This window comes from Bacillota bacterium, assembly GCA_036504675.1.
Classification (GTDB): domain Bacteria; phylum Bacillota; class Sulfobacillia; order JAJYWN01; family JAJZPE01; genus DASXUT01.
In genome coordinates this window covers 1-15,517 of record DASXUT010000124.1, presented here as the reverse complement: position 1 = coordinate 15,517, position 15,517 = coordinate 1, and the positions used below count along the sequence as shown (strand labels likewise).

11 protein-coding genes and 1 pseudogene are annotated in these 15,517 nt (G+C 65.0%); 4 read left to right on the top strand and 8 right to left on the bottom strand.

Annotated features, from left to right (window positions below; all coding sequences use genetic code 11):
* Positions 1–2,439, bottom strand: a 2,439-nt coding sequence (locus VGL40_08710; GenBank protein ID HEY3315334.1) for a TIM-barrel domain-containing protein, incomplete at its 3' end; no start/stop codon positions are given.
* 197 nt (positions 2,440–2,636) lie between these two features.
* Between VGL40_08710 and VGL40_08705 the strand changes: the two genes are divergently transcribed.
* Positions 2,637–2,867 (top strand): helix-turn-helix transcriptional regulator, encoded by a 231-nt coding sequence (locus VGL40_08705; protein ID HEY3315333.1) that lies wholly within the window; start codon positions 2,637–2,639, stop codon positions 2,865–2,867.
* 135 nt (positions 2,868–3,002) lie between these two features.
* The gene (locus VGL40_08700) at positions 3,003–3,260 is read left to right on the top strand and encodes a hypothetical protein (protein HEY3315332.1); all 258 of its coding nucleotides are present in this window, start codon (positions 3,003–3,005) and stop codon (positions 3,258–3,260) included.
* A gap of 876 nt (positions 3,261–4,136) precedes the next feature.
* Here VGL40_08700 and VGL40_08695 read toward each other — a convergent pair.
* Both VGL40_08695 and VGL40_08690 read right to left on the bottom strand, forming a co-directional pair.
* A protein-coding gene (locus VGL40_08695) for an IS3 family transposase (GenBank protein ID HEY3315331.1) occupies positions 4,137–5,314 on the bottom strand; the annotation gives its coding sequence in 2 pieces (ribosomal slippage) (positions 4,137–5,062 and positions 5,062–5,314; 1,179 coding nt in all).
* A gap of 1,795 nt (positions 5,315–7,109) precedes the next feature.
* Positions 7,110–7,409, bottom strand: a complete 300-nt coding sequence (locus VGL40_08690; protein ID HEY3315330.1) for a transposase — start codon at positions 7,407–7,409, stop codon at positions 7,110–7,112.
* Between the two features lie 313 nt (positions 7,410–7,722).
* Here VGL40_08690 and VGL40_08685 point away from each other — a divergent pair, with 313 nt between their 5' ends.
* Positions 7,723–8,751: a hypothetical protein gene (locus VGL40_08685; protein HEY3315329.1), complete on the top strand. Its 1,029-nt coding sequence runs from the start codon at positions 7,723–7,725 to the stop codon at positions 8,749–8,751.
* Between the two features lie 166 nt (positions 8,752–8,917).
* On the opposite strand, the gene VGL40_08680 is transcribed toward VGL40_08685, so the two are convergent.
* The 5 genes and pseudogenes from VGL40_08680 to VGL40_08660 form a co-directional block, all read right to left on the bottom strand.
* A complete protein-coding gene (locus tag VGL40_08680) occupies positions 8,918–10,819 on the bottom strand; it encodes an S-layer homology domain-containing protein (GenBank protein ID HEY3315328.1) in 1,902 nt (633 codons plus the stop codon).
* A gap of 98 nt (positions 10,820–10,917) precedes the next feature.
* Positions 10,918–11,301, bottom strand: a complete 384-nt coding sequence (locus VGL40_08675) for a hypothetical protein (GenBank protein ID HEY3315327.1) — start codon at positions 11,299–11,301, stop codon at positions 10,918–10,920.
* A 152-nt stretch (positions 11,302–11,453) separates the two neighbouring features.
* Positions 11,454–12,644, bottom strand: a pseudogene (locus tag VGL40_08670) (M20 family metallo-hydrolase).
* A 103-nt stretch (positions 12,645–12,747) separates the two neighbouring features.
* Positions 12,748–13,527 (bottom strand): TatD family hydrolase, encoded by a 780-nt coding sequence (locus VGL40_08665; protein HEY3315326.1) that lies wholly within the window; start codon positions 13,525–13,527, stop codon positions 12,748–12,750.
* A 28-nt stretch (positions 13,528–13,555) separates the two neighbouring features.
* Complete coding sequence (locus tag VGL40_08660; GenBank protein HEY3315325.1) at positions 13,556–14,473, bottom strand: creatininase family protein; 918 nt, start codon at positions 14,471–14,473, stop codon at positions 13,556–13,558.
* A gap of 197 nt (positions 14,474–14,670) precedes the next feature.
* Here VGL40_08660 and VGL40_08655 point away from each other — a divergent pair.
* The coding region (locus VGL40_08655) for an MFS transporter (GenBank protein HEY3315324.1) at positions 14,671–15,517 on the top strand (847 nt) is incomplete at its 3' end.

Sequence of the window (15,517 nt, the reverse complement as noted above, 5' to 3'; positions counted from 1 at the left end):
CACCCGGCCGGGTTCGCGGGCGACGACGAAGCGGTCAAGGCGCGAGGGTCCGTAGCCGTCGCCGGCATCGGCGTAGAGGAACGAGGCCACCTGGTCACCACCGGCCGGGACCCAGACGTGCAGGTCAAGTTGATCCAGGCGGCGGGCGGCCGTGTTGCGGGCGGGCGGCTCGGCCGGAATGACCGCCCCGGCCCGGACGAAAAGCGGCATCCGCTCGAGGGGAGCCTCGACCGCGACCCGCGCCGGCCCTTGCCCCGGCGCCCCTTGCCCCGGCCCCGAGACGAGCTTTCCCTCCCACCAATCGTACCAGCCGCCGGGAGGAAGGACGACGTCCCGGCTCCTCGCCCCCTGGTCGAGCACCGGAGCGACCAGGAGATGGTCGCCGAGGAGAAAGGCGTCGTCCACCGCCAGCAGGTCCTCGGCGGCGGTGGTGGTTCCGGCGGCCGCCGCGGAGACTCCGGCGGCTGCCGCCCGTTCTGCCGAGCCGGCGCTCATCCCCCAGAAGACCGGTCTCACCATCGGCCACCCGCGTTCGTGGGCCTGCCAGGCCGCCGTGTAGAGGTAGGGCAACAGCGAATAGCGGAGTCTGATGAACTCGCGGTTGATGGACAGGTAGGGCTCCCCGAAAGACCACGGCTCCTGGTCGGCGGTGGTCTTGGCGGTGTGGGCCCGGCACAGCGGCAGGAAGACGCCCAACTGCAACCAGCGGGTGAAGAGTTCCGGCGTGGTCGCCCCGCTGAATCCCCCGATGTCGCTGCCCGCGAAGGGCTGGCCACTGAGGCCGAGCCCGATAACCGTGGCCACCACCTGCCGCAGCGAGGCCCAGTTGCTGGTCACGTCCCCCGTCCAGTTCCAGGCATACCGCTGAACCCCGGCCCAGCCGGAGCGGCTCAGGATGAACGGGCGGCGGCCGGGCCGGTGCTTGCGCAGAGCCTCGTGGCCGGCCCGGTTCATCAGCAACCCATAGACGTTATGGGCCTCGCGATGAGTCCCGCCCCGGCCCTCCATGGAGTGTCTGGCGCTGTGCGGCAGGGTCGGGTCGCCAACAGCGACGAAGGTCGCCGGCTCGTTCATGTCGTGCCAGAAGCCGGCGATCCCGGCCTCGAGAAGGGTCGGGTAGTGCTCGCCCCACCATTCGCGGACGGCGGGGTCGGTGAAGTCGGGGAAGGCGCACCAGCCCGGCCAGACCGGGGCGAGGACGGGGGCATCGGCGCGGTCGGCGCCACTCGGTCGGCGGATGAACCGGCCGCCGGCCAAACCTTGACGGTAGACCTCGTAGCCCGGATCACGCTTGACTCCTGGGTCGAGGATGGCCACCAGGTTGATGCCCTTCCCCCTCAGCTCCTCGGCCAGGCCGGGCAGGTCAGGGAAGCGGCGGTGGTCCCAGGTGAAGACCCGGAACCCATCCATGTAGTCGATGTCCAGATGAATGGCGTCCACCGGAACGTCGTATCGCTCGAAGTCGGCGGCCAGGCGGCGGACCCGCTCGGCCGGATAGTAGGACCAGCGGGACTGGTGGTAGCCGAGGGCCCAGAGGGGCGGCAGGGGGGCCCTGCCGGTCAACTCGGTGTACCGCTCGATGGCCCGCGCGGCGGGCCCGGGGATCAGGTAGTGGACCAGGGCGCCGCCCTCGAAGGCGTGGTCGGCCAGGTCAGGCTGGGTGCGGCCGAGGTCGAAGACCGCCGGCCAGTGGTTCTCATAGAAGACGAGGTAGGCCCCGGCTGAATGGAGGGCCGTGTAGACCGGGATGCCCATGTAGATAGGGTCCTTCCCGGGCCCATAGGCTCCTCCCGGGTCGCGGTTCCAGAGCCGATAGGCGCCGCCCCTCAGGTCCAACGGGGCCGCCTTCTCGCCGAGACCATAGAGCCTCGCCCCGGGGTGAAGCCCACACTGATGGGTCACGACCGCCCCGGACCAGCGCGGCGGTTGCTCCCGACGGAGCACTCGGCCACTGGGGTCGAGCAACTCGACCACACCGCTCGGCCGGTCGACGCGGATGGCCGCCTGGTCGGTGCCCACTCGCCAGGAACCCTCATCGGCCTCGACGGCGAAGGTCGCCGCCGGCCAGTCGCGGTCGTCCCTGGCCAGGGCGTAGGGCAGCGGCGGTGTAGCCGCGGCGGCGGGCGCGGCCCCACTGGTCGTGTCCGACCGCGGTTCCCAGGACAGTCTGAAGAGGTCCGGGGCAAGGACGCTGATGTCAAGGGCGGCGTGCTCGAAGACCAGGCGCGCCCCCCGCTTGCGCGGCTCGATGGACAGCGGTCGGCCGGGGGTGGTCTCCTCGGCAGCTGTGCCGGTTCGGCCTCGGCGGGTTCGGTCTCCCTCGCCCGTCCGCTCCAGTCGGCTCTTGACCCAATCGTATTTCGGGGCGGCCAGGGCGTTGGTCAGGCCGACGCCGCGAACCGCCTCGATGATCATCCGTAGGGGGTTCGTCGCCCCCACCTCCCCCCAAAGACAAACGGACCTCCACGTCCTCACCGACGTGGTCGATGACCATCGAGGCCGGCGGCAGCCCCGTTTTCCCGGCCAGGTCCAGGGTCGCACGGACGGCCTCCACCCGCCTCTCTCCCGGGAGACGGACGGTCGTCCTGACCGACTGGCCTCGATACCATTCCTGCTCCTGCTGGCCTACTCGTGGAATTTCCGCGGCAGGACCGCCCGAACCGCGGCACGGGTTGACCCAGGAGGACTTGGCCGACAAGGTCGACGTCTCGCGCCAGACGATCATCTCGATCGAGTCCGGCCGCTACAACCCATCAATCACCCTGGCTTACAAGATCGCCAGGGTCTTCGGCCAGTCCATCGAAGAGGTCTTCCTCCGCGAGACCGAGGTGAAAGGAGAAAGGTCAAATGTTAGTCTTCCAAGATGATCCGGCGAGGCGGGCCGTCGGCGAGGTGCTCGGGGGCATTTCCCTGTCGACCGGTTTCTGGTTGGCTACCGGCCTGCCGGTGGTGCTGTTCGGCGTTGCCTTCGCGGTCCTCTTCCCGCCGCTGTGGGGGCTGTCGTGGCCGGACGGGGCAAGTCCCGACGCGGTGACTGGAAGCGGAACATGCTCCTCTCGACGACCTCCGGTCTGATCAGCGAAGCACTGTCCAGCCTGACCCTCCAGATCATCATGGCCGCGGCCCTCGTCGTCATCTTGGTCTACGCCTGGGTGTCCCCGTCCGAAGATAAGGCCAGGGCCATCGAGACGGGCGACTACCGGCGGGTCAACGATGATAGCGAGGGGCTTGACATGGCCCTTCCATATCAGGGGGTTTAGCCTCGTCGGCTGTTGTCGACAACTTACGAATCCCGTAGATGGGTTTTCCTTTCTTAATTGTCTATTCCTGATAGGACTTTCGTATTTCTTGTGTAACATCTGAATTGCTATTAGATTCTGTCTTTAAAAGGAGGAATGTTGGGTGAAGCGCTTGCTGTTAATAGCGGCATTAGTTGTGGCGGTTTGGCTATTTCTACCAGCGACCCAAGCCTCGGCCATGTCGGTATCTGGGCCGACGCCCAATCCATTCAACCCGTCGACACAAACAACGACCCTCTCTTTTTAACACAGCTCAATACGCCTCAGTATACATAGTCAACCAGTTTCACGACCAAACCGTCACTTATACCAGCGTCTACGGAAGCACAGAGAGGGTCACTTATCATGCGGAAACGGTGAAAACGCTCTTGTCCCATGTTTGGGTACCGTCCGGTGTTTGGCAAACGGTGTCTTGGGATGGTGGCAGTAACAACAGTCAGTTGATTCAGAGGGGAACCTTCTATTTAAGATCGTTCCTGAATCCAACACCGCCTACACACAATACGTGAGCATCGGCACGGTTAAGTTCAACTCGGATTGGTTGGCCTACATAAGGCACGCGCGCACATGGAACGGGATCCAGCCGTATACCCCATCCGGGGTATCGCGGGAACCGGGGTATGGATCGGACTGCCCTGGATTCGCCCTCAACGTTCTTCGCGAAATGGGGTACGCCATGCCGTATCCAGAGTCAGACGTCATTGGCGTATGGTCCAAGATGCCATCCTATGTCACGCAGTCAACGTGGAGTAGCCTCAAGCAGTCCAATCTATTGTTCTGGAAGACCAGTACTTGATCTTGCCCCGGTTTCGTAGACAGGTTTCGACTTGGTTCTTCTCACGCTACCTTCTCAGCTCGAACCCGTTCTTCGTATCCCGTGGGGGACAAGTAGCCGAGGCCGGAATGTAGCCTCTGACGGTTGTAGAAAACCTCGATCCATTCGAAGATGACTTGGGCTGCCTCGGCCCGGGTCCGCCAGGTCCGCCCCTCAGTCAGCTCTGCCTTGAGCGTCGCGAAGAAGCTCTCCGCCACCGCGTTGTCGAGGCATTCGCCCTTCCGGCTCATCGAGGCGGTGATCCCGGCACCGGTCAGGGCCGCCTGGTAGGCCGTCGAGGTGTACTGGCAGCCGCGGTCAGTGCGGTGGACCAGTTCGCCCGGCCGTGGGCGGCGACGCCGGATGGCCATGTCCAGGGCGCTCAGAGCCAGTTCCGTCCGCAGGCGGTCGGCCATCGACCAGCCCACGATGCGCCGCGCGTAGCAGTTCATGAGCGTCGCCAGGTACAGCCAGCCCTCCTGGGTCCGTACATAGGTGATATCCCCAAACCAGAGCCGATTCGGAGCCTCGGCCACGAAGTTCTGGGCCACCAGGTTGGGGGCGACCGGCGCGGCGGGGTTGACGACCGTCGTCCGTACCCGGCGCCGTGGCCGACGGACGCCGGCAAGGCCGCTCTCCCGCACCAGCCGGGCAACACGCTTTCGCGAGGTGGCCACGCCTTCCAGGACAAGCTTGGCGCGCACCCTGGGCGACCCGTAGGTCCCTCGGCTGGCCCGGTGGATGGAGCGGATGCGCTCCACCAAGGCCGTGTCCCCCTGGGCCCTCTGTGAGGGGCCGCGCTTCCGCCAGGCGTAATACCCGGCCCGTGAGACCGTCAGCACCCGGCACATGAGCGAAACCGCGTGGTTCGCCTTCTCCACCTCGATGAACCGATACCGGCTCACCGGGTCTCGCTCTCCTTTACGAAGAAGGTCGCGGCTTTTTTTAGGATCTCACGCTCTTCACGTAGGACCCTGTTCTCCCGCCGCAGTCGCTGCAGTTCGGCCTTCTCGTCGGTGGTCAGATCGCCCGGCCGGCCACGGCCGGCGTCCGCCTCCGCCTGGCGCACCCACCGACGCAGCCCTTCCCCGGAGACCCCCAGTTCCCTCGCTACCTCGATGATCGACTTGCCGCTCGTTCGTATCAGCTCAACAGCCTGGGCCCGGAACTCAGCGGGATACGGGGGATGGCTTCTTGGCATTGACCCCACCCTTCCTGGACTTCCCTACATCACAAGTGTAGGGTTGTCCACGAAAGCGGGTCAAGTCCAATCCGGTTCGATTACCGCCCAAACGAGCCATGGACAACGAAGGGCGAGCGATCCATTTCGACTCTGTTCACGAGGGTGCGGCTCTTGGCGTCAACCTCCCAGCCGCCGGCGCCGTAGATGACGGTTTCACTGTTATCGGTCTTCTGGTACGACGGCAGGCCCTTTGGGCTCACGACGAACGTCACATCCTCGTACCATGATCCTTTCAATTCTGGCGTCACCGGGCTAAGCCGCAAAGGGGTTCGGTTTGCACCATACAGTTCCTGGAATGCCAGGAGAGGTGGTGCGATGGTGGACTCAGTAGGCTGCACGTAGTACATGCGGACCGCGAATTGGAAGCCTCTCACCACAAGTTGCGTAAGGTCAGAGGGTGGAGGGGTTTGCATCAAGCTCTGTACGTCCAGCAGTTCGAATCGGACCAGTACCGAACCCTTCCCTGAGGGGGAATCAACTTGCTCAGCGGCCAGGTATTGAGTCAGGGCCGATGATGCCCCGACCGCACCCAGGAAGTCTGGTCGGCTATTCTGGAAGACGGCCGGCGTCCCTGGGGACGGAGGTGAGGAGAAGAAGCGAGGAAACGTGTCAATCCAGACCTCGCCCGGCCCAGTATCGCCCGGAAACCAGCATACTGATGCACCGAGGGCTTCGCTGATGGACCGAAGCGGCACCAGCACATGCCCTTGCATGATACTTACCGGAGCCTGCAATGTCAACTCACGCCCGTCTATGAGGACGCGAATCTGAGAAGATGCCCTAGCCGATGCAGCCACAAGCAGGACCGCCAGCGCGCAGAGCAGGGCTAGAAACCCTTTTACCGGCCTTGACCTCAACACGGTACGCACCTCCCAGGTGACCTACTCCAGAATTAGCCATAAGTCGTTGAGGACCCCTCTATCCGCTGCAGGTATGCATGTTCTTTACCTTGACCCGCCATCCTTCACCGCATCCCCTGCTATTTCCAGCTCCTCCCATGGTCTGGCAGGGCCTTTCCGGTGTCGAAACACATCATAGTCCAGCGACTTGAACCAAGTCCGCGCGGTGCGCACGATTGGGCCAGATCCCTCTTGCTCAAATTCAATTTCTAAGTGAAACCCCGTTGACGCCAACACTGAACTTACATAGGCCTTGGCGACACCGCGTTACTGGGGACAGTTGAGGGCTATCCGCGAATGCTTCCAAAAGAACCTCAGTATGCAGTCAATCATACTGGGAGCTCTCTTGGCTGTAGCGGATGTCGTGTGAACTTATGGACGCAAACCCGAAAGGCCGCTGCGTCCTGGGGCTGGTCGTGCTGCGTCGGCTTGGAAGCGTCGCACGCAATTGCTCGTGGCCTCCGCCGTTTTGCTGACGTGGGAACCGTGAGAGGGGTTTCTGGTCGGCGAAGCAGCCATCCTTCCTGAACCAAGCCAAGGCACAGAGGTGCGATCAAGAAAACACGGGCGGACGCCGGCAAGGCCGCTCACCCGCATCAGCCGGGCGACTCGCTTCCGCGAGGTGGCCACGCCTTCCATGGCAAGCTTGGCGCGCACCCTGGGCGCACCGTAGGTCCCTCGACTCGTCCGGTGGATAGAGCGGACGCGCTCCGCCAAGGCCGTGTCCTTCTGTGCCCTCTGTGACGGGCCACGATGCCGCCAGGCGTAGTACCCGGCCCGTGAGACCGTCAGGACACGGCACATGAGCGAAACCGCGTGATACGCCTTCTCCACCTCGATGAACCGATACCGGCTCACCGGGTCTCGCTCTCCTTCGCGAAGAAGGTCGCGGCTTTTTTTAGGATCTCGCGCTCCTCGCGCAGCACCTTGATCTCTCGACGCAGGCGGTGCAGCTCGGCCTTCTCGTCGGTGGTCAGGTCGCCCGGCCGGCCACGGCCGGCGTCGGCTTCCGCCTGGCGAACCCATCGACGCAGCCCCTCGCCCGAGATCCCCAGTTCCCTCGCGACCTCGAGGATCGACTTGCCGCTCGTCCGTACCAGTTCAACAGCCTGAGACCGGAACTCAGCCGGATACGGGGGATGGCTTCTTGGCATTGACCCCACCCTTCCTGGACTTCCCTACATCACAAGTGTAGGGTTGTCCACGAAAGCGGGTCAAGTCCATACTAGCTGGAACCACTTGACTGTGTACACCTTCAAGACAACCAATGCGGATGGAACCTATACGTACTACATCATCCACTCGTCTTCAACGAACAACGGCGTTAAAGAGGAACCTATAACGTCCTGGTACAACACGAACTTCCAGTATCCCCCTCCGGTGGCGTATTTCAATGCCATGGCGCCGGCGGGCCATGAGACCCCGGTAGGAAACCGACCCTAGGTAGGTAAGGAGGGACGGAAACTCATGACGCGGTATCAACCAAGTTTAGTCGGCCGGCTATTGTTGGTGGGAGCTGTGGTGGCCGCTCTGGGCTTGGGTGGGGCCTTCTGGCTTGGACGGTCCGTTGTCAGGGCCGAACCCTTGCATCCGGTGGTCGCGCTTACGCTGGCCTGGGGAAGCGGCCCTGACCAGGTCGGCCTTGCTCCCGTGGAAGGAGAGGGATACGTAGGGCCCAATACCTTCTTCGTAGACGAAGAGGGGAACTTCCACATCCTGGATGCGATCAATGAAAGCCTGAAGAAATTCTCTCCGCAGGGTACCCTCTTGGATAATACCCCTCTCCCCAAGGGCATCGCTCGTGGCGTCAAGCAGATCATTGTTACCGGTGGTGTCGTCGCCATCTCGTATTTGAACGATACATGGGGCAGCGATCTTGGCTTCGCTAGGGATGGGAAGTTTCAGGCCGTACCCCTAACCGAACAGGTGCCCGGTTTCGTCGGCTTCTATTGGTTCGAGCGAACGACGCAGCCGAAAATGATCGTTGTTCGCAGGGACATCCCCCCAGAAGACGAGGCGTCAGACAAGGCTCCGTTCAAGTTGGTGCTTGGGCTGGACGGCCGGGTTATTCGAACATTGACCTCTCGGAACGCCTCCGCGGATGAAAAGATCCCCCGATACATGATTAGAACCACGCCCTCCGGAAATCTGGCCTTGGAAGCTTGGGATCTGAACGGCCAGCCTACCAAGAGTATTGACTTGGGGTACGCTTCGTCAGACCTGGTGTGGGGCGTTGGGCTCGATGGCAAGGGCGATCTGTACCTCCACGCCCGGAGCGCCGCTCCGGGAACAACTTCAACCTGGTTATTGGTCTATGACCGCGGTCTGAATCTTGTCGGCAGACATGAACTCGTCATCGACCAGGACTGGGAGGCACACGAGTATCAGCCCACTCTCAGCGCCGGAAACATGGAAATGGTGGGGCTAAACGGAATCTATTGTGAGATGCGCTACATGAAGGACGGCTTCACCATCTTCCAGTATAGTCCGAGGTAGGACTCCAAAGTCTATCGGGCATCTGAACTGAAGGAACCCTCACACCGATTCGGCCGGCGGGTTGTGGCTGTTGACAAAGGTCGCGGCTATCGCGACCTTTGCTCTTTTCTGGCAGGATAGGGGTGGGGTTCATCGACCCCACCTCCCTTAAAAAACAAACGGGCCGCTACTGCGGCCCGCGATTCTCGTAGACCATCTCGAACGGGTAGCCGCCGGCGGCGTCGCCCCGAGCCCGGAAGACGTGTCCGACCAGGTTGTGGTCGGGCAGGGCCGGGTCGGCCGGTGAGCCGCGGTCGGCCAGGAAGACATAGTCGCTGCCGCTCGGGCCCGCCCCGAAGGCCACGGCCATGGCCGTCACCTCAGCGCCCCCCGGTATGACCGCCGGGTGGGCTGTCCAGGCCCCCCCACCATCGCCCGACTTCAGGATGACCGGAACCTTCTCCCCCCCACCCTCGGGAGTGGCCATCGCCAGGGCGTAGACCACCTGGCCGTCGTCGCTGAAGGAGTACGACCGGACCTCGAGGAGCTTGCCGGTCTCGTCCGGCTGATAGGCGGCCAGCCCGGATATGGCCGTCTCGTCCACGAAGGAGCGAATGATGGTCCTGGTCGACCGGTCGTAAAGATCCGTCCCGATGACGAAAGTGGAACCCGGGCTTGGCGGAAAGGCCAACGCCTGCCAATAGGGGCCGGGGTTGACGACGTCGTTGGTCAGGAAATTATCCCAGACCCAGGGGCTGCGTTCATCGCTGGCGCCCCCAATGGCTATGGAGTAGTACATCACGGGAGCGCCGAAATCGTAATCGGCGGCCGCCAAGCCCATTCCCCCATCGGGGCTCAGGGCCACGTAACCGAAGGCTCGTTCAAGCGGCTTCCCCAGTCTGGTGTCTTCTCGTTCATCGGCCGCCGGGTCGAACGGATACTGGAACTCCGGATGCCAGTTCCTTCCCTCGCTGGCCACTTTGAGTCCGCCATAGCCCGCCGACTGATAGCGCTTGCCCGAGATGGCCAGACCGCGGATCCTCAGGTCGTCCCGGTGACTGACCAGGGGTCCCCAGTTCAACCCACCGTCCATACTCTGGAGCACCGCCGCGGGCCAGCCGTACGCGGCATCGCTCGTGATGGTCACCAGTCCGGCGTCAGTTGGGGAAACGACGATTCCTTCGACCGCTCCCTGCCCATATGCGGAAGGGGGTGAGAAGGAAAGATTGGTCCAGGTCTTGCCACCGTCCACCGACTTGATGAGGCCACCCCACTTACCGCCGCCGGCGTAGACGACCTTATGGTCGCTCGGGGCCACGGACAGGCTCACGACGGAGCCGGCGACGACCGGCACCGAGGGGGTCCGGTAGTCGGCCGCGATGTAGGGGTAGCTCTTTAGCAGCCCGTAAACCATCGCCGCGGCTTCGGCCCGGGTGGCGCTGTCGGCCGGGGCGAATCTCCCGTCAGTCTTGCCGTTTATGATGTCGGCGTTGAAGGCGAATTTGACCGCATTCAGCGCCCACGAGGAGATGCTCTCAGCATCGGTGAAAAGAAGACGTTTCCAGCCGGCTTCCGGAGGGATGCGACTGGCCGACTGGAATGCCCCGAGCAGCATGACGGACATCTGCTCGCGGGTCACCCGGTCCCCGGGGGAGAAGCGGCCGGGGGAAGTCCCCTTGACGATGTCCGCCCGGAAGGCCGCCTCGATCGCCTCGGCCTCCGGCGTACTCGCGGGAACGTCGTCAAAGAGGCCGGCGTAGCCCATGGTCGGCAGGCCGATGGCCCTGGCGATGAACCCGCAGAACTCAGCCCGGGTGATCTTGTCGTTGGGCCGGAATTCCACGCCCGTTTTGGGCACGACGATGCCCCGGGCATACAGGTCCAGGATCTTGGGCTCCGCCCAGTGGCCGGCGATGTCGCTGAGGCCGATGGCGGGCGGCGTGATGTCCGCGGGCGACGTGATGTCCGCGGGCGGCGTGATGTCGGCCGCCGCCGCGGGCCGCCCCGTCCAGGCCAGGGGTAACCCGAAAGAAGCCACCGCCAGCAGGACGACGGCCGCCCAAGCCAGCCAAGTCTTAGGCCTGTTCAAGTGGGTACCACTCCCAGGTCTAGGCTACGTTGCTCGCCGGGGATTCGTCGCCGGGGTCGGCCAAAGGTTTCCCGCCCGACCGATCGGCTCCGCCCGGCTCAGATCTGCACGTACTTGCGCACGAATAGGGGGATGTCGGCTTTCTCGTGCCCTTCCTGAAGGACCTTGATGGCGTACGTCCCGGGGCTATTGAACTGAAAAGTCCGCTTGATCACCTCGGCGGCGCTGGCGCCTTCGCGGATTTCGATGGTGTTGTCGAAGAGGTTGACCCGTTCCTTGGTCGGGGTCTCGATCTGGGTCTGGGTCCGGAAACGCCCCTCCTGGCCCCACCACTTGTTGACGATGGTGATGGTGAAGTTGTCGGGGAAAGTGCGCAGGCTGATCGTGTCGAAGCAGCCCATCAGGCTCATCTTGTTGTTCATCTCGAAGCGCACGTCTTCGCAGACCATACAGTAAAGGAGCCTGAGGCTACCCTCGTCCACCACCGGTCCCCTCCCTTTTGTACCCGTAGCCGGGCCGGACTTCAATCTTTCGTCGGTACCCCCGGTTTCTCCTCTCCCTCGACTTTCCAGCCGGCCGCTTTCAGGAGTCGCCCCAGCCCCACGGGTGTGCTCCTGTGTTCAACGGCGGGCCTTCATCGGCCCGCCGTTTCCGCAATCGCTTCCTCGAGGACCGTGGCCGCCAGAGCCAGGTCTTCGCAACTGGTCTCCTCCTCGGGGCAATGGCTGACGCCGCCCAGGCTGCGGACAAAGATCATCCCCACCGGGGCAACCTCGGCGATGATCATCGCGTCGTGGGCCGCTCCGCTGGGAAGCCGGCATGACGGCGCGCCCACCTTGGCCGCCGCCCGCTGGAGCAACCCGACCATGGACTCCGACAGGAGCACCGGGGCGAAGGAACTGGTCTGTTCGACATCCGCGATGACATGGCGCTCGACGGCCACCCTGAGGAGCCGTTCCTGGATCGCGCCGAGGGCCTCCGACCGGGCCGCGGCCTCGACCGAGCGGACGTCGACGGTGAACGTCACTCGCCCCGGAATGACGTTCGGCGCCCCGGGCTCGACGGTCATCCGGCCGACGGTGGCCACCACCCGGGAGGCGTCGGCCGCGCCCGTCCGCTCGACCTCCAGAACCATCTCGGCGGCCGCCACCAGGGCGTCCCGCCGCATCCCCATCGGGGTGGCTCCGGCGTGGGCGGCCCGCCCTTCGACCGTCACGGCCAGATAGGCCGGACCGGCGATGCCGGTGACGATGCCCAGGGGCAGGCGCCCGGCCTCAAGGACCCCGCCCTGCTCGACGTGGACCTCGAAGTAGGCCGCCACCTCTCCGGGCCGGCGGGTCGACCGTTTGGCGCCCTCGATCGCCAGCTTGTCCGGCTCGTAGCCGGCTTCGACAAGCTGGCCGTAGAGGGAGAGCCCCGCGGCGTCGCGGATTTCCTTGAGCTGTCCCGGCTCGTACCGGCCGACCATCGCCTGGCTTCCGAAGAGGCCGGGCGAAAAACGCACCCCCTCCTCGTTGGTGAAGTCGACGAGTTGGATCGGCCGGGGCGGTTCGAAGCCCCGTCTTTTCAGGCTCCGCAAGGCTTCGAGACCGACGACGAGACCGGCCACCCCGTCGAAGCGGCCGCCGGCCGGGACCGAGTCGAGGTGTGAGCCGATCATCACCGGGGGCAGGGGCTCGGCCCCGCGATGGCGCGAGCTCGGCCATGTTCCGATGAGGTTGCCCACCGGATCGGCCACCACTTCCAGCCCGAGCTCGGCCATCAGCCCCTCCAGGTGCGCCCTGGCCAGGAGGTCGGCCTTGGACAGGGCCAACCGGTCGACGGGGTGTGGGGTCCAACGGCCCTTCCCCCGAAAGCGGCGAAGGCCTCGATGTCCCGCCTTATCCTGGCGGCCGCAGCGGCCGCACCGGCCGCGCTATCCTTCGTCCTCACCGCCACCCCTCCCGGCTAAGCCCGAAGAAGTCCCGAGCGTTCCCGCCCGCCAGGGCGGCCACGACGGTCTCGTCGACCCCGGCCCGTCTCAGGTGGGCGGCGGTCAGGGCGACGGCCAGCGGGTCTGAGGCCTTCAGGTTGGCGGCGTCTGAATTGAGCATTGCCCCGGACAGGTCGATCCCCGAGTGGAGCATGGTCAGGACATCCTCTGGGCTCAGGCGACCCGGCTTGACGGTCAGGCCGATCCGGCAGCCCGCCGCCTTTACCGACCCCAAGACGTCCGGTCCGACGTGATCGACGACCATCGAGGCCGGGTTCAGCCCCGCTTTCTCGGCCAGGTCGAGGACCACCCCGACGGCGGTCTCCCGGTTCGTCCCGGGGAGGTGGACGACGACCCGCTTGTCCAGCTGAGCCGCCAGCTTGAACTCAGCCTCGAGGACCTCCTTCTCCCGCCCATCGGCCCAGTCCAGGCCGATCTCGCCGAGGGCCACGACGCCCGGCCTGGCCAACCAGTCGGGGAGGGCGTCGAGGATGGCGGACCAGTCCGGCGGAATCCCCCGGGGGTGAAGGCCCAGGGCCACTCCAAGGGTGAATCCCCGGGCCGCGGCCATCGCCCGATAGACCGCGACCAGCATCCGGTAGTGGTCGATGACCGTGCCGGACGAACTCGGCTGGAAGACGTAGGAGCAGGCGACGGCCCCGTGGATCCCGGCCCCCAGCATGTCGTCGACGTCCTTGTAGGACATGAGATCGAGGTGAAGGTGGCTGTCGATCATCGCGTGGTCTCCCCCGCCGGCACACCGCTCATCCCGGCAGCTTCCGCAGGATCCTGAGCCCCCAGAGCATCGGGGTTATCCTCAGCTCCTCGCCCCTGAGGGCCCGCTCCAGAAGGCCCATGGCCACCTCGACCCGGGCCTTGAACATCGCCTCGCCGGCCTCCCGCGAGGCCTTGGCCGGGGCCCCCATGTACGGGGTGAAGCCCTTCTGGCCGGTCCAGGCCAGGGTGGCGTCGAGGTGTTCGAGGTCCCGCCCGATGACCCGCCCGCCCAGGGCCCGCAGGATGCGGCCCAGGCCGGCCACCACACCGGGTCCCTTGGTCGGCGCCGAAGGCGGGACGTTCCGGTAGCCGGGGTCGATCAAGCCGGGGTCGGTGGCCAGCATCAGGGAGGTTTCGTTGGTCCCGGCGTGGACGTCCGGGTCGTCGCCGATGTTGCCGGGCCCCAGCCCGGTGGCCGTCAGGAGAGCCTGGTCATGCTGGACCATCATCCGGAACTCGAGGCCGAAGGAGTTGATCACGTAGAAGCGGTGCTTCTTCCAGGCCGTCCGGGCGGCGGCCTCGATGGCCATCTGGTGGCGCGGCCCGCCGTGGTTGTCGGAGATCAGGAGATACCGAAATCCCTGCTCGCCCAGCCCCGCGGCGAAGGCGACGATCAGGCCCTCGAGGACCGGCGCCGGCACCGCGATGGACCCGCCCACCGGCAGCGGGTCGGCCCCGGCGTGGAGAGGGGGCAGGACCACCAGGGTGAAGTCCGGGTGGCGCAGCTCGATCTCCGCGGCGTACCGTCGCTGGAGTTCGTCGGAGATGTAAACGTCGGTGCCCACCGGGAGGTGTGGACCGTGGACCTCGATCGGGCTGACCGACATCAGGGCGATGCTCTTGGCCTTGTCCAAGGCCTGCAACTGGGGCAGGGTCTGACGGATATACTCGACAATCCTCGCCATGCCTAAGGTCGCCTCCTTATGCCTCAACCGACGGATTCTACACCCCGGTCCGGCCACCCTGCCGGGGAGGGCGAAACGCTCGGCGGGAAACGAAAACGCGCGGTGGAAACCAGGAAGTGGCAAGAGGCGATTGCCGCCGGAGGGGCGAAGTTACTGGGTTGGTATTCAGCCAATTCGGTTCCGATTGGAGCGTCCGCGTGAGCGCCGCCGGCGACTACCTGAAGGCCATCCGGACCATGGGTCCGAACGCCAAGCGATTCCTCCTCTTCACCATCCTGAGCAGCATCAGCTGGAGCATCAACAACCTCGACCTCAATCTCTATCTGCATTCCCTGGGCTATCGACAGGATTTCATTGGCCTCCTCAACGGGCTGCCGTCGTTCGTCGTCATGCTCCTCGGATTGCCCATAGGTTTCCTCGCCGACCGTCGGGGCTATCTGCCCTTCCTGACCATCGGGACGGCCCTCAGCAGCCTGACCGCCCTCGGCACCGCCCTCTCCGCGGCCAAGCTACCGCTGCTGCTCTTCGCTCTGGTGAACGGGGTGGCCGGCTCGACCGCCTGGGTCATCGGCGCCCCCTTGCTGATGTCCATCACCAAGCCCGGGGAGCGGGTCTTCCTCTTCTCCCTCCAGTCGGCCTTGATGATGGGGACCGGGTTCATCGGCAGCCTGCTGGGCGGGGTCATCCCCAAGGCCGTGGCCACCTATTCCGGGGGCACGTCGATGGACGTCATTCCCCTGCGGGCGGCCCTCTTGGTCATGTTCCTCTTCGACCTCCTGGCCCTGCTGCCCCTCCTGGGGGTCAAGCTCGGCCCACGCGGGGATGGGGGGGCGCCGGCGGCCAATCGCCCGGCCAACCGCGCCAACCCGCTGCCGAAAAACGCCGCCGAGCTACGCCTCTTCCTGAAGCTCCTGGCCCCCGAAGCCATGGTGGCCCTGGGCGCCGGGGCCATGGTCACCTTCTTCCAGCTGTTCTTCAACCTCAAGTTCAGGCTGTCCCCTGAACAGATCTCGCCGATCTTCGCCTTCTCCTCGGTGGCCACGG

Coding starts and splice junctions, on each gene's coding strand:
- VGL40_08690 (HEY3315330.1), bottom strand. CDS start 7,409: ATGCCAAGAAGCCATCCCCCGTATCCGGCTGAGTTCCGGTCTCAGGCT.
- VGL40_08685 (HEY3315329.1), top strand. CDS start 7,723: ATGACGCGGTATCAACCAAGTTTAGTCGGCCGGCTATTGTTGGTGGGA.
- VGL40_08665 (HEY3315326.1), bottom strand. CDS start 13,527: ATGATCGACAGCCACCTTCACCTCGATCTCATGTCCTACAAGGACGTC.
- VGL40_08660 (HEY3315325.1), bottom strand. CDS start 14,473: ATGGCGAGGATTGTCGAGTATATCCGTCAGACCCTGCCCCAGTTGCAG.